This is a genomic window from Virgibacillus sediminis (genome assembly GCF_042643265.1).
Lineage (GTDB): Bacteria > Bacillota > Bacilli > Bacillales > Amphibacillaceae > Virgibacillus_O > Virgibacillus_O sediminis.
The window spans coordinates 78,783-98,663 of the sequence record NZ_JBHRRZ010000003.1; the positions used below are offsets into that span (position 1 = coordinate 78,783).

Annotated in this window: 18 protein-coding genes and 1 other RNA gene; 4 read left to right on the forward strand and 15 right to left on the reverse strand. The window is 43.9% G+C overall.

All coding sequences use genetic code 11. From position 1 onward, the window contains the following. The first annotated feature begins 16 nt into the window (after positions 1–16). Positions 17–1,075, forward strand: coding sequence for an aromatic acid exporter family protein (locus ACFODW_RS02295; protein ID WP_390302343.1), 1,059 nt, complete (start codon positions 17–19; stop codon positions 1,073–1,075). 49 nt (positions 1,076–1,124) lie between these two features. On the opposite strand, the gene ACFODW_RS02300 is transcribed toward ACFODW_RS02295, so the two are convergent. The 3 genes from ACFODW_RS02300 to ACFODW_RS02310 form a co-directional block, all read right to left on the reverse strand. Beyond that, positions 1,125–2,114 (reverse strand): LLM class flavin-dependent oxidoreductase, encoded by a 990-nt coding sequence (locus ACFODW_RS02300; RefSeq protein ID WP_390302346.1) that lies wholly within the window; start codon positions 2,112–2,114, stop codon positions 1,125–1,127. Between the two features lie 92 nt (positions 2,115–2,206). Further along, complete coding sequence (locus ACFODW_RS02305) at positions 2,207–3,262, reverse strand: M42 family metallopeptidase (RefSeq protein WP_390302349.1); 1,056 nt, start codon at positions 3,260–3,262, stop codon at positions 2,207–2,209. A 36-nt stretch (positions 3,263–3,298) separates the two neighbouring features. Further along, complete coding sequence (locus ACFODW_RS02310) at positions 3,299–3,877, reverse strand: DUF1836 domain-containing protein (RefSeq protein WP_390302352.1); 579 nt, start codon at positions 3,875–3,877, stop codon at positions 3,299–3,301. A gap of 131 nt (positions 3,878–4,008) precedes the next feature. Between ACFODW_RS02310 and trhA the strand changes: the two genes are divergently transcribed. Continuing rightward, positions 4,009–4,656 carry a PAQR family membrane homeostasis protein TrhA gene (trhA, locus tag ACFODW_RS02315; protein WP_390302354.1) on the forward strand — a complete coding sequence of 216 codons (648 nt, stop codon included), beginning with the start codon at positions 4,009–4,011 and terminating at the stop codon, positions 4,654–4,656. Between the two features lie 39 nt (positions 4,657–4,695). On the opposite strand, the gene ACFODW_RS02320 is transcribed toward trhA, so the two are convergent. From ACFODW_RS02320 to secG, 7 genes are all read right to left on the reverse strand, one after another. Next, entirely contained in the window at positions 4,696–5,634 is a 939-nt protein-coding gene (locus ACFODW_RS02320; RefSeq protein WP_390302356.1) for a ketopantoate reductase family protein, read from the reverse strand. Between the two features lie 413 nt (positions 5,635–6,047). Continuing rightward, positions 6,048–6,414: a transfer-messenger RNA gene (gene ssrA / locus ACFODW_RS02325) on the reverse strand. Between the two features lie 116 nt (positions 6,415–6,530). Next, positions 6,531–6,995 (reverse strand): SsrA-binding protein SmpB, encoded by a 465-nt coding sequence (smpB, locus tag ACFODW_RS02330; protein WP_390302358.1) that lies wholly within the window; start codon positions 6,993–6,995, stop codon positions 6,531–6,533. Between the two features lie 78 nt (positions 6,996–7,073). Continuing rightward, positions 7,074–7,877 carry a zinc transporter ZupT gene (zupT, locus tag ACFODW_RS02335; RefSeq protein ID WP_390302361.1) on the reverse strand — a complete coding sequence of 268 codons (804 nt, stop codon included), beginning with the start codon at positions 7,875–7,877 and terminating at the stop codon, positions 7,074–7,076. A gap of 223 nt (positions 7,878–8,100) precedes the next feature. Beyond that, entirely contained in the window at positions 8,101–10,299 is a 2,199-nt protein-coding gene (gene rnr, locus ACFODW_RS02340; RefSeq protein WP_390302364.1) for a ribonuclease R, read from the reverse strand. A 45-nt stretch (positions 10,300–10,344) separates the two neighbouring features. After that, positions 10,345–11,094, reverse strand: a complete 750-nt coding sequence (locus ACFODW_RS02345; RefSeq protein WP_390302367.1) for an alpha/beta hydrolase — start codon at positions 11,092–11,094, stop codon at positions 10,345–10,347. Positions 11,095–11,209: 115 nt separating this feature from the next. Next, on the reverse strand, positions 11,210–11,440 hold the full coding sequence (gene secG, locus ACFODW_RS02350) for a preprotein translocase subunit SecG (RefSeq protein WP_390302371.1): 231 nt from the start codon (positions 11,438–11,440) through the stop codon (positions 11,210–11,212). A gap of 196 nt (positions 11,441–11,636) precedes the next feature. On the opposite strand from secG, the gene ACFODW_RS02355 reads away from it, so the two are divergent. Then, entirely contained in the window at positions 11,637–12,572 is a 936-nt protein-coding gene (locus ACFODW_RS02355) for an alpha/beta hydrolase (RefSeq protein WP_390302374.1), read from the forward strand. Between the two features lie 90 nt (positions 12,573–12,662). After that, on the forward strand, positions 12,663–14,375 hold the full coding sequence (gene ptsP, locus ACFODW_RS02360) for a phosphoenolpyruvate--protein phosphotransferase (RefSeq protein WP_390302377.1): 1,713 nt from the start codon (positions 12,663–12,665) through the stop codon (positions 14,373–14,375). 89 nt (positions 14,376–14,464) lie between these two features. Here the strand turns inward: ptsP and ACFODW_RS02365 are convergent, their stop codons facing one another. From ACFODW_RS02365 to tpiA, 5 genes are all read right to left on the reverse strand, one after another. Further along, a complete protein-coding gene (locus tag ACFODW_RS02365) occupies positions 14,465–15,013 on the reverse strand; it encodes a nitroreductase family protein (protein ID WP_390302380.1) in 549 nt (182 codons plus the stop codon). A 51-nt stretch (positions 15,014–15,064) separates the two neighbouring features. Further along, positions 15,065–16,033 (reverse strand): nucleoside hydrolase, encoded by a 969-nt coding sequence (locus tag ACFODW_RS02370; RefSeq protein WP_390302384.1) that lies wholly within the window; start codon positions 16,031–16,033, stop codon positions 15,065–15,067. A gap of 235 nt (positions 16,034–16,268) precedes the next feature. After that, complete coding sequence (gene eno, locus ACFODW_RS02375; RefSeq protein WP_390302387.1) at positions 16,269–17,555, reverse strand: phosphopyruvate hydratase; 1,287 nt, start codon at positions 17,553–17,555, stop codon at positions 16,269–16,271. A 14-nt stretch (positions 17,556–17,569) separates the two neighbouring features. Continuing rightward, positions 17,570–19,120 carry a 2,3-bisphosphoglycerate-independent phosphoglycerate mutase gene (gpmI, locus tag ACFODW_RS02380; RefSeq protein ID WP_390302390.1) on the reverse strand — a complete coding sequence of 517 codons (1,551 nt, stop codon included), beginning with the start codon at positions 19,118–19,120 and terminating at the stop codon, positions 17,570–17,572. Further along, positions 19,117–19,875 (reverse strand): triose-phosphate isomerase, encoded by a 759-nt coding sequence (gene tpiA / locus ACFODW_RS02385; RefSeq protein WP_390302393.1) that lies wholly within the window; start codon positions 19,873–19,875, stop codon positions 19,117–19,119. The genes gpmI and tpiA overlap by 4 nt, the downstream gene beginning before the upstream one ends. Between the last annotated feature and the right edge of the window lie 6 nt (positions 19,876–19,881).

Here is a 19,881-nt window from a genome sequence, read left to right on the forward strand (position 1 = left end):
AAAGAGGGTGACCAACATGAAGAAATTCCCTTTTATAGGGACTAGGATTGTAAAGACAGGAGTAGCTATTTTCCTTACCGCACTGATTTGTGATCAATTAGGCTGGCCTCCCGTCTTTGCAGTGATTACAGCTATCGTTACCATTGAACCAACCGTGTCGGATTCCATCAAAAAAGGAATTGTCCGGTTTCCTGCTTCTGCCATCGGTTCGGCGTATGCAGTATTATTCATTTCTTTACTCGGCAACTCCCCTTTAACCTATACATTGGCAGCTGTTCTGACCATCGCCACATGTGTACGGTTGAACTTGCATGCCGGACTGCTCGTTGCAACCTTGACGGCAGTAGCCATGGTTGAAGTGATACACAGCAATTACCTTATTTCCTTTTTCATCCGACTGGGGACAACAACCATCGGCTTATTGGTCTCCACCATGGTCAACTTCTTTGTTCTTCCTCCCGATTACAGGGAAGATATAGCTATACATATTCAAAGCATGAGCAGGCGTACTGGAAGAGTTGTAGAAAAAGTATTCGGTGATATTCTTGAAGGCAGAATGGATCAAATTAACGCAGAAAGGAATCTGGCGGAACAAGTTACAAATGAAATACAACAGACGGAGACATTGGTTCGTTTTCAGAAGGATGAAACAAAATTCCACCCGCTTGCGGGAAGTGAGAAATCCGAATTTAATCAGGCACAGACTCAGCTGCTTAAGTTGCGGATGATCCATTACCATATGAATAATATTATCAACACTCCATTGCTTATCCATAAATGGTCGCATGAGGAAAAGAAGATTATACTTCATGCAGTCTATGAATTGGCAAAAGTGCTAAAAAGCGAGACGCAGTTCGACAAAAGCAAGCATGTAAAAGAAATGAATATACTTACAGAACTCTTTTGGGAAGATAACGAAGACCTCACCAAAAACAACAAGCTGCACCCGACAAAGTTTCCACCCGAATTGATTATCTTATATGAACTTTTAACCATTTACGATCTTGTTGCTGAGTTCTATAAAGCTTCTGGGGAGGATAACGGCCGAACCGGGAATAAAAGCAGCACCGATTAAACAAAAGAAGCCACGAGATAGTCCTCTCATGGCTTCTTTTGTCCATCCATTATTGGGTTAAACCGAATTCTTTGGCCAGCAGTTCATATGACCGCAGCCTGGCCTCATAGCTATGGGTGATAGTAATAATCATACATTCTTCTACCCCATATTGTTCCCCTAAATCCTTAAGCTGATCCTTAACAAAGCTAGAATCCCCGATAATAGTGTTGTTCATCATCTCTTGTGCTTTCTTCTTTTCATCATCAGTAAAATGATAATTCTTAGCTTCTTGCAGGGAAGGAACACCATTTCCTGCTTCACCCTTGTCCTGCTTCAGCTTCCAGACTATGTTACTCCAAGCCAATTCTTTTGCATCCGTTGCCGTTTCTGCACAGATGACCGGGACAGCGATCAATGCCCCCTTATTCCCTGATGAAGTTTCTCTATACCCTCGCAAAATTTCGGGACCGTCCTTATCTGTCATAAAATGACCAAAGGCATAGGGCATACCTTTTTCTGCAGCAAGAACTGCGCTTTTCTCACTTGTTCCAAGCAGCCAAGGTACTGGGGGATGTTCTGGAACAGGACGAGGGGTGACCTTGGAATACATATGGTCATCAGGAAAATCACCCGCAAAGAAAGACAACAGTTCATCCAGCTTATCCGGCATCTTTCGTACTTCTTCAAGAAAGTTATCAGACAGTGCCATGGTAACTTCAGCTGAACCTCCCGGGGCCCTCCCTATTCCCAGGTCTATCCTTCCAGGAAATAAAACAGCAAGCATATTATACCGTTCCGCAATATTATAAGGCTTATAGTGAGGAAGAAGAACAGCCCCAGCGCCCAGCCGAATGGAATTAGTAATCCGGCCGATAGTGCTTAGCATAAGGTCAGGGGCAGGGCATGCAAGTCCTGGCAAGTCATGATGCTCAGCAATCCAATAGCGTGTATAGCCAAGGATATCTGCCCTTTCCGCTAATCGTATCGACTCGTTCAATGCTTCCTCGGCACTGCTTCCCGAAGAAATGGGGCTTTGGTCCAGTATGCTTAACTTCATGCGATTTCCTACTTTCTGGTTAAAAAACCGTCTATTCTGTATTTCCTTTTACATTTAAATGTCTACATCCCCTGAGATTTTAGGCCAGCCATTTAATATGAGACCAGCGTTGACTGGATGTAGTGGTACAGCAGTTCTTCAGTATTGGCAAGGGAGGATTCATGGGTTCGCTCAAAGGCATGAGATGCATCGATTCCAGGGCCGATCAAGCCGTGGATGATATCATGTCCAGAACCTATTGCGGCAGAAGCATCTGATCCATAATAAGGATAAATGTCTAACTTATAGCCAATCTGATGATTCTCTGCTATTTCCGTTAGATGTTTCCGCAGCTCATAGTGGTATGGACCGCTGGCATCTTTCACACAAATGGACACAGTATATTCATCTGTTGACTGTCCATCCCCCATAGCCCCCATATCCACTGCCAGATATTCTACTGTTTCCGATGGAATGTTCGAATTTCCCCCATAACCAATTTCTTCGTTATTTGAAATGAGGAAATGTGTCGTATATGGGAGTTGGATATTTTCTTCCTTCAGTCTTTTAATCAGCTTCAGCAAAACAGCTACACTTGCCTTATCATCCAAATGACGGGATTTAATGAATCCATTTTCTGTCAGCTGGACACGAGGATCAAAAGAAACAAAATCACCGACCTCTATTCCAAGTTCACGTACGTCTTCTGCGCTGTCTACGTTCGCATCGATTCTCACTTCCATATTCTCCTGGTTTCTTTTCGCCTCTCCTGCATCCTTATAAACATGTACAGAAGTTTGGTGCATCAAAATGGTACCAGAAAATATATCTCCTTTTGTTGTTTGAATCTCACAATACTCTCCTTCAATCGAGTTGAAGCGGAAGCCGCCGATTAGATCCAAACGCAGTCTTCCATTATTCTTTACTTCTTTTACCATGGCACCAAGTGTGTCTACATGGGCTGTTAACATTCTATGCTCTGTGTTGTTCCTGCCAGGAAGCGTTGCCAGCAGGCCGCCCTTTCTATTGCGCTTTGTTTCTACACCCAAATCATTCAGATAATCTTCTACAAATTTGACCGCTTTCTGCGTGTTCCCTGTCGGGCTTGGAATAGAAACAAGCTCTTTTATCAATGCTTTTGTCTCTTTCATATTCGGATATGTATTCATTCTGTAAGCCACCTTTCAAGTCTTAAAAATTCATTCTCACTCTTCCTTCTGCTCATAAAGGTGATCAACCAGCGTTTCAGCAGCTTTACGATACAAATTGCTCATCTCGGTAAAGGTCTCAATAAGCAGTACTTTCTCCAGATATTCTTCATCCGAATCTTCCATTTGGTTGATCTCAGCTTCTACTTCAGTAATATGGTCTGCAATCAACTCGTTCATTCTGCTTTTATTATAACGGGAAAGCTTTAATACACTTGCATAAAGTGGTTTAATATCGAAACTCTCCTCGGTAATCTTTTCGTTAATCCGGTCCAGTGTATTCTTTACATCACGGATGCTAAGTGCGCCCTTCATTTGGTAAATCATACTGATCAGGATTAAATGCTCTTTTGAGTATTTCTTGTTCTGCACCGGGAAAAAAAGTTTTCCTTTGGCATAATTGTTAATCATTGTTTTCGTCAATACCTTTTCATCTTTCCTCCGTTTGGAAGCTGCAAAATTGTTCTCAAACAATTGAATGACTTGATCCATATACAGATCCAATTCAGGAATATCTTCTAATGTAAGCCTGCCTTCCTTGTGGAGGCTGTTGATTAACTCCTCATGATCATCCATATCTATACCTCTTTTATGTTTTTAAGTCTATTATAAGGGATATAGTATCATTAGTAAAAGTTTGACTAGATGAGGGCACACATATATACTTTTATATAGTATTAAAAACTACGTAGCAAGGTGTTGATTATTTGAAATTGCATATACGTGAACCAGTCAATGCTCTAACCCATCTATTTGGTGCAATTCTGGCTGCTGTTGGACTAGTGTTTCTGATCATTAAAGCCTCCGGAAACTCTGACTCAGCCATTGCAGTTACTTCTGTGGTCATTTTCGGCATTAGCATGATTCTTCTTTACTCGGCCTCGGCAACCTATCATACCGTGGTAGCAAACGATCAGGTTATTCAATTCCTGCGCAAAGTGGATCATTCGATGATCTATGTATTGATAGCCGGAACCTATACACCATTCTGTTTAATTGTCATGGAAGGCCCCGGCGGGTGGATATTATTTTCCATCGTAAGCAGCCTAGCATTGCTTGGTGTTATTTTCAAACTTACCTGGTTTCATTCACCTAGATGGCTGTCTACTTCCCTTTATGTAGCCTTGGGATGGATTGTAGTCTTCTTCAGTTCCTCATTGGCTCCTGTATTAGGGACCGCTGGTATGCTGAACTTGTTCCTGGGAGGAATTTTCTACACCATCGGCGCCTTGATATATTGGCTGAAACCGAACTTCCTTTCATTCAAGCATATGGGGTTCCACGAGATTTTCCATATATTCATCTTATTTGGCAGTCTGTTTCACTTTATCTGCATCTATTGGTTTGTATTATAAAAGCGTGCGGCCTGAGGCCGTACGCTTTTTTGTTCTTAATTAAACCTTTTGTTCCCCGCTAACTTCGGGGATTTGCTCCATAATTCGAATGATTTTATAGAGCTGGTCATTCACAGGGGTAGAAATTTGGTGCTTTTTCCCCAGCTCACATACTTTGCCGGCGAAATATTCTACCTCTGTCTTTCTATCGTCAGCAATATCCTGCAGCATGGATGTCTGCCCGCCAGGAGAAAGGTTATGTAGTATCGGCCGATAGGAATGTACATCTTTTTCCGTTAAAAAAATTCCTTCCTTTTCAGCAACACGGACCACTTCATACATCGCTTCCTCCACCCAGTCATGCGCTTCAGCAATCTGCTGAAATACATGGTAGCGTGCCTTCAACACAGCTGATGTCTGATTGATGCCGACGTTGAACATAAATTTGGCCCAAACTGTGTGTAGGATGTCCTTAGGGATTTCATAGGGGATTCCAGCCCGGTCGAATAAATCTCTGACCGCCTCTTCATCCTCCGAACCGATCCGATCTTTATCGCCAAAACAAATTCTTCCGATATTTTGGTAACGTACCTCATTCCCTTGACGTACTGCTGCTATCTCCACACACATACTATGAAGGATATGTTCATTTTCAGTAATTTTGAAAATCTCATCTTCACTTGATACACCATTCAGCAATGATAATATGATAGTATCCTTGCCTATATGGTTCTTTACATCCTCCAACGCCTGATGAAGTTCTGCGTTTTTCACTGCGAATATAACCAAATCGGCCGGCTGGCATGTTTCTTCGGGAAGCATATAGCGGAAGTTCAATTCCTCATCATTCACCCTAATCCCCTGTTCAGAATACCTCTTGACCCTTTCCTCATTTGCAACCACCTTGAAGGAATTCCCGAGCAATTGATGGAGCTTGCTGCCATAAGCCGCCCCAACTGCCCCCAATCCCACCAATGAAACTCTTTCGATTCTTTTCATAAGAACTGCCTCACTTCCCATAAAATTTCTCATGACCATTTTAACATAAAATTCTAAAAATATTACCTGCTGTCTTCCCTCTGATAGATTAAATGATGGGTGGTGCCGTTGAAATTCAAGGAAGGTTCTGAAGGTGAGCAAAAAGGAGAAAAGGCTCGTATAAGGGATAAGCTCGGTTCGCCGGCTCAGGACTCTGCTCAAGCGTATCAAGGGGGGATCGGTATTGGTATGGAAAGAGAAAGTAGAAGGTCATCCTGTTGTTAGTGAAGAAAAAAGAGCTTATTAGTCGGCCTGATGAAGGACTCTGAGACGGTCTTATTGTAGATGTGTTTATTCCTGTCTATAAGTCAGCCATAATCAAAGATATATGATTGATGATGCCTATAACATAAAAAAACCACCAATTTATGTATTGGTGGAGACGGTGGGAATCGAACCCACGTCCAGAGGTATCGGCACCCAGGCCTCTACACGCATAGTTGGTATATTGTCATTCACTATCCCCTCAGCCTACCAACAGGCTTTCGGGGAAGCTAGTCTGATTGATTTCAACCGTCATCCTCAGACGGCGGATGATGGTATAGCCCGCTTCATATAAGACCCTTCAATCTGCCACACGGGCGATGGCAGGAAGGATCGCTTTAGTCAGTGCTTAGGCAGCTGCTAAAGCAGGTGTGTTGTTTTCTTTGCCAGTTATATTTAGGCGATAACGTTTTACGAGCCGTAACCTCGACGTGCAACCTGGGCTCGATCTACCCCTGTCGAATCCGTAACGTCCCCATGTAAAAAATGAGAAGCGCTCGGGCAATATATCGAGCATTCTTGTATTTCCTTCAATTACATTAGTAATTATATCATATATTGGAACAAAATCAAGGGGGACCCCGCCCCGGACATCAGCGTACTTGCTCTTTTATAGCCCGGTCGGCATCCCGCTTCATTTGCTTCCGTTTGAGGTCTTCACGCTTATCATATTTTTTCTTCCCTTTTCCAAGACCGAGCAATACTTTTGCATACCCGTTCTTGATGTAGATTTTTAAGGGAACAAGCGCATATCCCTGCTGTTGGATCAGCCCTACCAACTTATCGATTTGTTTGCGGTGCAGAAGCAGTTTCCTGGTCCGTGTCGGGTCATGATTAAATCTGTTTCCCTGCTCATATTCAGCGATATGGAGGTTGATCAGCTGTACTTCCCCCTTGACTATACGAGCGTGGGAATCCTTAATATTGACTCTTCCAGCCCGGATGGACTTGATTTCTGTTCCTTGAAGAACGATCCCTGCTTCATAGGTGTCTTCTATAAAATAATCATGGTTTGCTTTTTTGTTTTGTGCAATTGTTTTTCCTTGACCCTTTGGCATACTGGTTCCTCCTACTACTTACCTGGGACTCCATTTTATCAGACATTGCTGTTTTAGCCAATCAAATCGGGCCACTCTTCATAAAAGAAGCAGACTTACCGCCATAATAGCCATTCCAATGATCACTCCATAAATAGATACATGTGTTTCATCATATCTTTTCGCCGCCGGCAGCAGTTCATCCAGAGAAATGAATATCATAATGCCGGCTACCATAGCGAAGATGATACCGAACATCAACTCTGTAAGGAAGGGCATAAGGAGGAAAAAGGCTACCAGCGCTCCAGCCGGTTCGGCAATACCAGATAAGAATGATAATTTAAACGCTTTTTTCTTATCGTGGGTTGCATAATAAACCGGAACAGACACAGCAATACCCTCAGGAATATTGTGTATAGCTACCGCAATCGCAATGGCCAGACCGATCGATGGATCCTGCAGTGTAGAAACAAATGTAGCTATCCCTTCAGGGAAATTATGAATCCCGATTGCCAATGCGGTGAATGTGCCCATCTTCATGAGCTCGGGATCCTTGATAGCAGCTCCCGGCTGCTTCATATCTTCAATTTTCTTTACTTCATGGGGGTTGGAGTACATGGGAATGAATCTGTCAATTAAAGCAATCAAAATCATACCCGCGAAAAATGATCCTACGGTCAGCCAACTCCCCATCTGCTCACCTAAATCTGCAATAAGCGACTCCTGGGCTTTAAAAAAGATATCGACCATGGAAACATAAATCATGACCCCCGCAGAAAGACCCAGGGCAAAAGATAAGAATTTCGTGTTGGTCGTCTTGGTAAAGAATGCCAAAATGCTTCCGATTCCAGTCGCAAGCCCGGCAAAGAGCGTGAACAAGAATGCCAGTAATACGTTATCCAATGATGTTTCCCTCTTTTCCCTCTAACATTTCCCCACTGCGGGAGGAAGAGTAAATGTTTCGACTTATCCAACATGTAGTTTACTCTCCCTTTTATTCCCTGTCAACAAGAATATTTCCTTCGTGCAACTTTTTAGTGGAGATTCCCAATATATATATATTCAACAGCCCATAAAAAGTGAAAGAAAAGGATGAACCATTAAAAGGTCCATCCCCAGCTTGTTTCTACTTTCTTCTCCGCTGTTTCTGCTTACGACTTTTGGAAGGAGTCGCTTTTATCTTCTTTTTCTTCTTTTTCGGTTCAGGTACATTGACTAATTCGAAATCGACAGCACGCTCATCCAGGTTGACATTGACTACCTTGATTTCCACCTCATCACCCACACGGTACATGTTGGCAGTCCTCTCACCGATTAGTGCATGGCTTTTTTCATCAAAATGGTAATAATCATCTGTTAGATAGCTGACATGGATCAGCCCTTCCACTGTATTTTCAAGCTCGACGAAAAGCCCAAAACTGGTGACAGAACTGATGATGCCCATAAATTCCTCTCCAATTTTGTCCTGCATATATTCTGCTTTCTTCAAATCATCTGTCTCTCTTTCCGCATCGACAGCGGCACGTTCCCGTTCGGACGTATGGCGGGCGATATCAGGCATCTTTTCCTTCCATGCCTGGATGGTTTTCTTCTGCAAGTTTTTCTCAATCAGATAGGTCCGTATTAATCGATGTACAACCAGGTCCGGATATCTGCGGATAGGTGACGTGAAATGGGTATAGAACTCTGTTGCCAATCCAAAGTGGCCGACACTCCTTGGATCATATTTAGCTTGCTGCATGGATCGGAGCATCAATTTATTTACAATCATTTCTTCCGGCCTGCCCTGAACTTCATCAATGACTTTTTGGAGCGCCTGAGGATGAACCTCGTTTGCCGTGCCTTTTACGGTGATTCCCAGTCCGGCTAGGAATTCAAAAAACCTCTCCAACTTTCCCTGATCAGGGTCTTCGTGGATTCGATGTATAAAAGGAACGTCCATCCAATGAAAATGCTCCGCAATTGTTTCGTTCGCTGCCAGCATAAATTCTTCAATCAGCCGCTCACCTACTGATCTTTCACGCAGAACTACATCTTCCGCCTTCCCTTTTTCATCAACCAGCACTTGGGCTTCTTTGAAATCGAAATCTATAGCTCCTCGGCCCATCCGCTTACTGTTCAGGATCTTGGCCAGTTTCTCCATTTGCTCAAACATTGGTACCAGTGACTCATACTTCTTACGTACTTCCTCATCCTTATCCACCAGAATCTTATTTACATCAGAATAGGTCATGCGTTCAGTCGTTTTAATGACACTTTGGAATATTTCGTGGTTGACCACTTCTCCTGAAGTAGTGATTTCCATTTCACACCCCAGTGTCAATCGATCCACCTGTGGATTCAATGAACAAATTCCGTTAGACAATCGATGCGGTATCATTGGGATCACACGGTCAACCAAGTAAACACTGGTTCCCCGTTCAAATGCTTCTTTATCTATTGGTGAATCCTGTTCAACATAGTAGCTGACATCCGCAATATACACACCAAGTTTATAGTTGCCATTATCGAGCTTCTTAACGGTTACTGCGTCATCAAGATCTTTAGCGTCTGCTCCATCTATAGTGACAATGGTTTCATCGCGGAGATCTTTTCTATTTTTGATTTCGTCCTCTGATATGGTCTCCGGTGTATTCGCTGCCTGTTCGAGTACTTCGTCCGGAAAATCCACCGTAATTCCATGCTTATGGATGATGGAAATGATATCAATTCCCGGGTCGTTTTTATGACCGAGTATATGAATGATTTCCCCTTCTGCACTTTTGCGCCCTTCCGGATATTTGGTAATGTGTGCAATAACCTTATGGCCGCTCACTGCGCCATTCGTACTGTTCTTCGGAATGAAAATATCATTGGGGATCCGCTTGTCATCAGCAATTACAAAACCGAAAGAGCGGTTATCCTCATAAGTCCCGACAACTTGGAGAACAGCACGCTCAAGGATACGGATCACAACACCTTCTGGACGGTTCCCATCTTCCTCTGTTTTTTCGAGACGTACAAGCACACGATCATTATTCATAGCTGATGCAAGATCAGAACTATGAATATATACATCTCTTTGATCTTCATCATCCGGAATCAAAAATGCGAATCCCTTCGCATGCATTTGGATTCTTCCTCGGATAAGGTTCATCTTTTCAGGAAGGCCGAAACGATTTTTTCTAGTCCGGACCAGTTCTCCTTCTTCTTCCAGCTCATTCAAAGCCTTGACGAGTTCCTTAAACTCTACAGCATCCTCCAACTGGAGGGATTTCTCGATTTCATCCACCGCTAATGGCTTTGTCCCTGATTCTTTAAAATAATTTAGTATTTTCTCTTTCATATAAATCACCCTCTTCCTTCTCATCTTTTCCTTATTCTGTGTAATTTAATCATTTTTCCAATCTAGGGATTCCAGAAATTCATAGATATCTTCATACAGTTTCTCTTTTTCTTTCCCCATCGTAATTACATGGCCGGATTCTTCATACCATTTGATTTCCTTTTTATCTGATTCCACATTTTCATAGATGTAGTCTGCACTCTCCGTATTAATCATTTCATCCTTTCGTGCCTGAACGACTAGTGCTGGAGCATATATGGTATCTATTTCTCCACGTACCCCATTAATAAAGTTCTCCACTTGGTCGAACACCTCACCAGAACGTTCCATCAAGGATTCTACTTCTTGTTGGATGGTTGCCTGGTCCTTGCCTTCCAACTGTTTGTATTCTTTTGAGAATAATTTAAAGCCCTTAGTCAACTGTGTTTCATTATCGAAAAACATCGGCGAACACATCGGGATGACCGCTTTTACCTTTTCGGAATAAGCAAGCTTCAGGCCAAGTACTCCGCCAAGCGAAAGCCCTGCGACCGCTATCTCATCATAACCGAGTTCCCTGAGATGATAATAAGCGTTTTTCACATCCTCCCACCATTGGTCTGCATTTGTTTCTATCAGTTCCTCCGGCGGCGCCCCATGCCCCCTGTAAATTGGCGCATGGCTTGTATATCCTTTCTTCTCAAGGAAGCGCCCAAGCATCCGGACGTCGGCTGTATGCCCGGTAAATCCGTGAAGCAGCAGCACAGCCCTCGATCCTGCTTCAAATGTAAAAGGTTTTGGTTGAACTACTTTCATCTCTACTACATCTCCTTATACTGTCCTATTATCTACTTTACCCTTTAATGAATACAGTATCACATTGAAAGAACAAAAAACCCTTACCACGTCTGTGATAAGGGTCTGTTTTCCATTATATAACGTATCCGCTCAGAAAAGCTAACAGGAAGAATATGACACCCGTTACAATTGTTCCCCGATGCAAGACATAATCGATCCCGCGTGCTTTCTGCTTTCCAAATAACTGCTCGGCTCCCCCAGAAATTGCTCCGGACAGACCGGCACTCTTACCAGACTGCAAGAGAATCAGGATAACCATAATAATTGCATCTGCGACCAATAATATGTTTATAGTAGCTGCCATTTTGCGTACAATCCCCCTTGAACTAGAAAAGCATATGCGCACATCTGCATCCCCACTCAAGGGACTGGCGCAAATTATGCCGGACAGGCTATACTTTACTACATACTTTAGCATATCCAGCATGATACAGGCAAGGTTTATTTATTCAAACAAATGGACGTCCTTCAAAATACCATCTATGATAGAAAGTAGGATAATGAAGAAACAGGTGATCATCTTGGAAACAGAATACTGGCAGTTGATGAGTGATAAAACAGAAGTGTACACCAAAAAATGGCACCAACCGGGAACTGAGCCTAAAGCAATTGTCCAACTGGCCCACGGGATGGTCGAACATATCAACCGATACAATGAATTTGCAGAATACCTCCTGGATCAAGGAATTTTCGTTTATGGCAACGACCATCGCGGGCATGGCAAAACAGCTGTGAAACAAGGGAAATTCGGCTATTTTGCAGAAAAGGACGGTTTTGCCAGAGTTACCAGGGACCTTATAGAAATTACAGAAAGAATCAGACAAGATCACCCTGCTGTCCCAATATTTCTACTGGGGCACAGCATGGGCTCTTTTATGGTACGAAGATATATTCAGTCCGAGAGCAAGGAATTGAGCGGGGCCATCATGATGGGGACGGGTTACTATTCCAACATCCTCTCCCGTTTCGGCAGGGGCATCTCCTCCATCCTCCCGCGGGACCAAGAGTCAGCATTCATGCATGAACTCGTCTTCGGATTCAATAATCGCAGAATTGCGCAGAAGGTTACCAGCTTTGATTGGCTGAGTTCCGACCCGGAAGAAGTGCAGGCATTTCTTGACGATCCGTATACCGACTTCATCCCCACGGGAAGTTTCTTTCATGATTTGATGACAGGGATCTCCGAAATCCACAACCGCCAAAAACTTAATGCCGTTAGGAGCGACCTTCCGCTGTTGTTCATCAGTGGTGCTCAGGACCCGGTCGGAGCCTATGAAAAGGGTATCTGGAAAACAGCCCGCCTCTACCTCAAAGCAGGTGTCCAGGACATAACCGCCATGCTCTTCCCCGAGGGCAGACATGAGATACTGCATGAGGTGAATAAAGAAGAAGTATTCGAACAAATCTATGCATGGATACACCATCGGATAAAGTGAGCAGACCGCGGTGCCTATGCTTGAATTAATAGGGACCAAAAGGTAAAATACTGGTTGGAAACATGTTAAAGAAGGGCTGGTAGAATTATAATGACCAACATACAAGGAATAGCAGCATCACAGGGAATTGCGATTGCTAAGGCCTATCAGTTGACTACACCTGATCTGAGCTTTGAAAAGAAAAAGACGGATAACCCTCAACATGAGGCGGAACGTTTAGATAATGCTTTGAACATATCCAAACAGGAATTGGAAAAGATTAAAGCACATACACTGAAAGAGCTTGGAGAAGAGCATGCTGAAATTTTCTCAGCACACCTCCTGGTGTTGAGTGATCCAGAGCTGATCAATCCAATCAAGGACAAAATAACTTCTGAAAAGGTGATTGCAGAAACTGCTTTAGAAGAAACAGCTAACATGTTTATCGATATGTTTAAAAATATGGATAACGAATATATGCGGGAACGGGCGGCAGATATCCAGGACGTTACCAAACGCGTGATGTCCCATCTTCTGGGAGCAAGCTTCCCTGATCCTGCACTGATCGATGAAGAGGTGGTGGTTATTGCCAATGACCTGACTCCCTCAGATACTGCTCAGCTCAACCGCCAATTTGTCAAAGGTTTTGCAACCGATATCGGCGGAAGAACTTCCCATTCAGCAATTATGGCCAGATCTCTTGAAATTCCTGCAGTAGTTGGAACGAAAGAAGCGACCGAGACCATCAACTCAGATGACATGATTATCATCGATGGAAATGAAGGTAAGGTGCTTGTAAATCCTTCTGAAAGTGAGTTGGCTGAATACCGCAGAAAACAGGAAGAATTTGAACAGCAGAAGGAAGAGTGGGCAAAGTTGAAGGATGAACCCACTTTCTCCCAAGATGGCGAGCAAGTTGAACTTGCTGCCAACATCGGAACTCCAGATGATGTGGGAGGAGTTCTGAACAATGGCGGCGAAGGAATCGGTCTCTACCGTACGGAATTCCTTTACATGGGCAAGAGTGAGCTCCCTACTGAAGAGGAGCAATTCGAAGCTTATAAGTCCGTCCTCGAACAAATGGGTGATAAGCCTGTCGTCGTTCGTACGCTGGACATAGGGGGAGACAAGGAACTGGACTATATGGACCTGCCTAAAGAGCTCAACCCATTCCTTGGATTCCGAGCGATCCGTTTCTGCTTGGAAAATGAAGATGTTTTCCGTCCGCAGTTGCGTGCGCTACTGCGGGCAAGTGTACACGGCACTCTGAAAATCATGTTCCCTATGATTGCAACATTGGAAGAGTTCCGCCAGGCTAAAGCAATTTTGCTTGATGAAAAAGAAAAGCTGGCCAGCGAAGGAATTAAAACTTCCGATAATATCGAGGTAGGAATTATGGTAGAGATTCCATCTACTGCGGTAATTGCCAAGCAGTTTGCTAAAGAAGTCGATTTCTTCAGCATCGGCACCAATGACCTTATCCAGTATACAATGGCTGCGGACCGGATGAATGAGCAGGTTTCCTATCTATACCAGCCATACCATCCTGCCATCCTGAATCTTGTGAACAATGTAATTGAAGCTGCTCACAGTGAAGGAAAGTGGGCTGGCATGTGCGGAGAAATGGCCGGCGATTCCATAGCTATTCCAATTCTTTTAGGGCTCGGCTTGGATGAATTCAGCATGAGCGCCACTTCTATACTGCAGGCACGAAGCCAAATAAGCGGCCTGTCGAAGGAAAAAATGGCATCCTATAAAGACAAACTGCTTTCCATGGGAACAGCAGAAGAAGTCGTTGAATTCGTTAAAGAAAAGACTAATTAATAATGGAGGCGGCCGGTGTATCAGCACCGGCCGCCTTTTTTGCTCTGCTTCAGCAGCTGATAAATCGAAGCTTCTTCTGAATTGGTGTTCTACCCTNTATCACGAGGAATTTTGGCAGGATAGCCGATCTGCATGACTGCTGCTATTTTATCCTCTTCGGCATCCAGCCCTATACTTTCAAGAAATGCCGGATCATGCATAAAAGGAGTTATTGTCCATAGCATGCCAATTCCATATTCCCATGCCGCAAGTTGGGAATTCTGTATAAATGCACAGACTGCCGAATACTCCTCCTCATTCCTGATAGGGTCTTCTTCCTTCTTATAGTAGATGACGGCATGATGCGGTATATCCAGGAGGAAAGATTTCATGGAATCTTCCAGTTTTGCTGTCTTAGGATGGTTGTCATCTGGAATCATCGCAAGCCTCCGATAACTTGCAATAATCCGCTCCACAAGTCTCTTTTTTCCGTTTTGCTGATATATCCTAACATTCCACGGTTCCTTCATATAATGAGAGGGTGCATACGAACCATAAGTAAAAATATCTTCCAAGATAGAAGGATCTATTTCTTTGTCCTGAAAGTTATGTATTGACCTTCTTTGTTTAATTGCCTGCAGCAATTCGACAACAACCACCCCTTCCTATGATGATACTATTACCATAGCACAGTTCCCAGCCATAGCAAATCAACCAAATTGTTGTCGGACCATTACAGACATGAAATCGGTGTAGAAGCGGTGATAATCTAGATCGAATGCTATCCGATGCTGTTTCACCTCTGTATCTGTTTCTTCCTCCAGGCTTCCAAATGGGCGGATATCTGCTATACTATGGCCCCTTTCCGTCCCTTCCCTTGCTTGCACCACATGGACCGGCAACCGCCGGAAAAACAGCATGCTTGTATGAATTACTGCCATCAGGGTAAGCACATCATGTAATGGGACTCCCTGGATCAAGGGATTTCTCTCTTTATAGAAATTGTAATAATAGTCCAGTAACGGCTTTACTATATGGATCGGCCCCATTTCATGTACATTTTTAATCATCCCGGGGGTTGCTATGGCCCTTTCTGTAACATTGAGCGGGATGATGCTTAGATTCTCGGCCGATGATAATACAATTTGTGCAGCAACTGGATCACCATGGAAATTTGCCTCCGCAACTGCTGTGACATTTCCCGGCACCCAGAATGCCCCTCCCATAATATAATAGCTTTTCACTGTCTGCATCAGCTGCGGGTAAGTAATAAATAAAGCGGCAAGCGAGGTCAGCCTTCCAATACTGACTACGGTCAAATCATGTTGATATGCCCGGATGATATCAGTAATAGCAAAAAAATTCTCCTCCTCGATATCTGCCCCATCAGGAGAAGGAATAATCGGGCCAAGTCCGTATTCCCCATGGATTTCCGGCACAAAATCAAATGGATCCCCAGTCATCGGTTTTTCTGCTCCTGCCACTATTGGGACGTGCGCTGTTTCTTCCCCGAACAACTCCTGCAAGTAATGGACAGTAGCAAGAGCGTTCTCCCTTGGCACGTTCCCATAATCGGCTACCACTCCTACTATATCTATCGCATCATTTAGATACGCATAGATCAGCGCCATACTGTCATCAATCCCGACATCGCAGAATAGCAAGACTTTCTTTCCCACCACTTCACCTCCAACAGTTATCAATCATTACCTAATACCCCTCTACCCAGTCTATTCTAATTCCAACTGAGCCATGATGGACTGTCTTTATTTTCCAAAAGAGGAAAGGGCAAAGGTGTAGACTGGCAGCTTAGCAAGTCCGGCTGTGTCCGTGTATCGGTTTGAAGCACGCTATAATTTTCTTGCCAAAAAAACAAAGAGACAGGAGCCCTGTCTCTTTGTATGGATTTCATTTTTATTTTTTTAGGTTATAGAATGAATCTAATCCACCATATTCACCCATGCCAGCTAATTCATCTTCAATACGGAGCAGCTGGTTGTATTTCGCAACACGGTCTGTACGGGATGGTGCACCAGTCTTAATTTGACCTGCATTGGTAGCTACAGCTATATCAGCGATAGTCGCATCTTCTGTCTCACCAGAACGGTGGGAAATAACGGCAGTATATCCTGCCCGTTTAGCCATTTCGATTGCTTCAAACGTTTCGGTCAATGTACCGATCTGATTCACTTTAACAAGGATGGAATTGCCTACGCCTTGTTCAATTCCTTGAGAAAGCTTGACTGTATTGGTAACGAATAAATCATCGCCAACAAGCTGTACACGGTCTCCAAGACGTTTTGTAAGCACTTTGAAACCGTCCCAGTCGTTCTCGTCCAGGCCGTCCTCGATAGAAATGATTGGGTATTTGTTGATCATATCTTCATACCAATCAACCATTTCCTCAGAAGTGCGGACAACACCTTCACCTTTCAAGTTATACTTGCCATCCTCATAAATTTCAGATGCTGCCACGTCCATAGCAAGTTTTACTTCCTCGCCTGGCTTATAGCCGGCTGCTTCAATAGCTTCTACGATTGTTTGCAGTGCCTCTTCGTTGGAACTGAGATTTGGAGCAAATCCGCCTTCATCACCCACGCCTGTATTATAACCTTTGTTTTTCAGTACTTTCTTCAGTGAATGGAAAATTTCTGCTCCCGTACGCAAAGCTTCCTTGAAAGTCGGAGCAGCAACAGGCATGATCATGAATTCTTGGATATCCACGTTGTTATCCGCATGCTCTCCACCATTTAGGATATTCATCATTGGTGTTGGGAGTGTCTTGGCATTAAACCCGCCAAGGTAGTTGTATAACGGTACTTCCAAATAGCTTGCAGCAGCATGTGCAGCTGCCATGGATACACCCAGAATGGCATTGGCTCCCAATTTCCCTTTATTTTCTGTCCCATCGAGTTCGATCATAAGGCCATCAATAATATTTTGGCGGGTAACATCCATCCCAAGCAGTTCTGGTGCAATAATTTCGTTTACATTGTTCACTGCTTTGCTTACCCCTTTACCGAGGTAGCGATCCTCGTCGCCATCACGCAGTTCTACTGCTTCATATTCACCGGTTGAAGCACCACTTGGCACCAATGCAGAACCGAATGCGCCTGACTCTGTGAAAATTTCTACTTCTACGGTAGGATTGCCGCGTGAATCCAATACCTCTCGAGCATAAACATCTGTAATATATGGCATGAAAATCTCTCCTTTTAATTGTTTTTCGTATTTTTAATCAATGATTCTCCGGTCATTTCTTTCGGCTTGTCTACATTAAGCAGATCCAGCAGGGTGGGAGCAATGTCAGCCAAAATGCCACCATCGCGCAGTTCTGCATCTTCTTTGGTTACAATGATCGGAACTGGATTTGTGGTATGGGCAGTCATTGGCTTACCTTCTTCAGTCAGAACCTCATCCGAGTTCCCATGGTCAGCTGTAATAATTGCATTTCCGCCAAGCTCTAAAATTTTATCGACTACTTTTCCAAGGCATTCATCTACCGTCTCAATCGCATCGATGGTTGGCTGCAGCATACCTGAGTGTCCAACCATATCCGGATTGGCAAAGTTCAAGATGATTGCATTCTGATTCCCAGTCTCAAGTTCCTCAAGCAGAGCATCTGTTACTTCATATGCGCTCATTTCCGGCTTTAAATCATAGGTAGCAACCTTTGGTGAATCAATGAGGATTCTTTTTTCTCCAGGGAATTCTGCTTCACGGCCGCCACTCATGAAGAAGGTTACATGCGGATATTTTTCCGTCTCTGCAATCCGCAGCTGATTGAGGTTGTTCTGGGAAAGCACTTCGCCAACCGTATTATCAAGGTTCACCGGTTCATAGGCAACATAGCCGTCGACCGATTCACTGAAGTTTGTCAGCATAACAAAATCCAGACCTTTTGGCGCTCCCTCACCTCGGTCAAAGTCGCGGAAATCTTTATTGGCAAATGTCCTGGATATCTGGATGGCTCTGTCCGGACGGAAGTTATAGAAGATGATAGAGTCTTCATCTTCTACTTTACCGACAGGTTCTCCATCTTCATCTACAATGACGGAAGGAATGACAAATTCGTCATAGATTTCATTCGCATAAGAATCATCAACTACTTCAAAGGCATTCCAATAGGTTGGCCCCATACCATATACCATGGCATCATAGGCTTTTTTCACACGCTCCCAGCGCTTATCCCTGTCCATGGAATAATAACGGCCTGAAACTGTAGCAATCTTACCGATTCCCAGCTCTTTCATCTTTTCTTCCGTTTGTTCCAGGTATTTTTTCGCTGACTTTTGACCAACATCCCTGCCATCCAAAAATGCGTGGACGTACACTTCCTGCATATTCTCCCGCTTGGCAAGGTCCAACAGGGCAAACATATGCCTGATATGGCTGTGGACACCACCGTCCGACAGCAGGCCGAATATATGGAGCGCTTTTCCTTTTTCTTTGGCTTTGCGGATGGATTTCAAGAATGCTTTTACTTCAAAGAAATCTCCATCCTCAATGGAGATGTTCACCCTGGACAGACTCTGATAGACTATCCGGCCAGCCCCGATATTAAGGTGGCCAACTTCCGAATTACCCATCTGTCCGTCAGGCAGTCCGACTGCTTCTCCACTTGCAGTCAGCTGGTTATGGGCAAATTGATTCCAATAACGGTCGAAGTTGGGAGTGTGCGCTTGTTTTACTGCATTCCCTTCTTCCTCGTCCCTGATGGCATAGCCATCGAGAATGATTAATGCACCTAGTTTGTTCTGACTCATTTCGTACCTGCCTCCACTAGCTGAAGATAGGACTCTGCTTCCACACTGGCCCCCCCGACTAGAGCACCGTCAATGTCTGATTGGGAAAGCAATTCATCAATATTGCCAGGCTTCACGCTTCCACCGTATTGAATAACAACTTGGTCGGCAACTTCCTGTGAAGTTATATTCCCCACTACATTACGGATGTGGGAACAAACTTCATTGGCATCTTCACTGGAAGCCGTCTTGCCAGTTCCAATGGCCCAGATTGGTTCATAAGCAATAATTGTTTGGGCCACTTGTTGATCAGAGAGGCCCTCCAATGCTTTATTCACTTGTTTTTCCACATGGTTTTTGGTTTCGTCTGCCTCACGCTGCTCTAAAGTTTCTCCTACACATACAATCGGCGTGAGCTGGTGCGTGAATGCTGCATGAACTTTTTTGTTGACTGTCTCATCTGTTTCACCAAAGTGTTCCCTACGCTCGGAATGTCCAAGTACAACATGAGAAACACCCAGATCTTTCAGCATTACGGGGCTTACTTCCCCAGTAAAGGCTCCTTTATCTTCAAAATGCATATTTTGTGCGCCAATTTTAATCTCTGTTCCCTTTGTTTTTTCCACCAAAGATGGCAGAAATGGAAATGGCGCACATACAACGGCTTCTGATTTATCACTTTGAGGAGCCTTTTCTGCTGCCTGTTCGATAAAATCATTAGCTTCTGACAGAGTTTTATTCATCTTCCAGTTACCTGCTATAACACGTTTGCGCATACGATC

What these genes read in the sequence shown, in the direction of transcription:
- ACFODW_RS02300 (WP_390302346.1), bottom strand. Translation starts at nt 2,114, where the DNA reads ATGAAGTTAAGCATACTGGACCAAAGCCCCATTTCTTCGGGAAGCAGT.
- eno (WP_390302387.1), bottom strand. Translation starts at nt 17,555, where the DNA reads ATGCCATATATTACAGATGTTTATGCTCGAGAGGTATTGGATTCACGC.
- ACFODW_RS02295 (WP_390302343.1), top strand. Translation starts at nt 17, where the DNA reads ATGAAGAAATTCCCTTTTATAGGGACTAGGATTGTAAAGACAGGAGTA.
- tpiA (WP_390302393.1), bottom strand. Translation starts at nt 19,875, where the DNA reads ATGCGCAAACGTGTTATAGCAGGTAACTGGAAGATGAATAAAACTCTG.
- ACFODW_RS02345 (WP_390302367.1), bottom strand. Translation starts at nt 11,094, where the DNA reads ATGAAAGTAGTTCAACCAAAACCTTTTACATTTGAAGCAGGATCGAGG.
- secG (WP_390302371.1), bottom strand. Translation starts at nt 11,440, where the DNA reads ATGGCAGCTACTATAAACATATTATTGGTCGCAGATGCAATTATTATG.
- ACFODW_RS02305 (WP_390302349.1), bottom strand. Translation starts at nt 3,262, where the DNA reads ATGAATACATATCCGAATATGAAAGAGACAAAAGCATTGATAAAAGAG.
- rnr (WP_390302364.1), bottom strand. Translation starts at nt 10,299, where the DNA reads ATGAAAGAGAAAATACTAAATTATTTTAAAGAATCAGGGACAAAGCCA.
- ACFODW_RS02310 (WP_390302352.1), bottom strand. Translation starts at nt 3,877, where the DNA reads ATGGATGATCATGAGGAGTTAATCAACAGCCTCCACAAGGAAGGCAGG.
- smpB (WP_390302358.1), bottom strand. Translation starts at nt 6,995, where the DNA reads ATGCCAAAGGGTCAAGGAAAAACAATTGCACAAAACAAAAAAGCAAAC.
- gpmI (WP_390302390.1), bottom strand. Translation starts at nt 19,120, where the DNA reads ATGAGTCAGAACAAACTAGGTGCATTAATCATTCTCGATGGCTATGCC.
- ACFODW_RS02355 (WP_390302374.1), top strand. Translation starts at nt 11,637, where the DNA reads ATGAAGAAACAGGTGATCATCTTGGAAACAGAATACTGGCAGTTGATG.
- ACFODW_RS02320 (WP_390302356.1), bottom strand. Translation starts at nt 5,634, where the DNA reads ATGAAAAGAATCGAAAGAGTTTCATTGGTGGGATTGGGGGCAGTTGGG.
- ptsP (WP_390302377.1), top strand. Translation starts at nt 12,663, where the DNA reads ATGACCAACATACAAGGAATAGCAGCATCACAGGGAATTGCGATTGCT.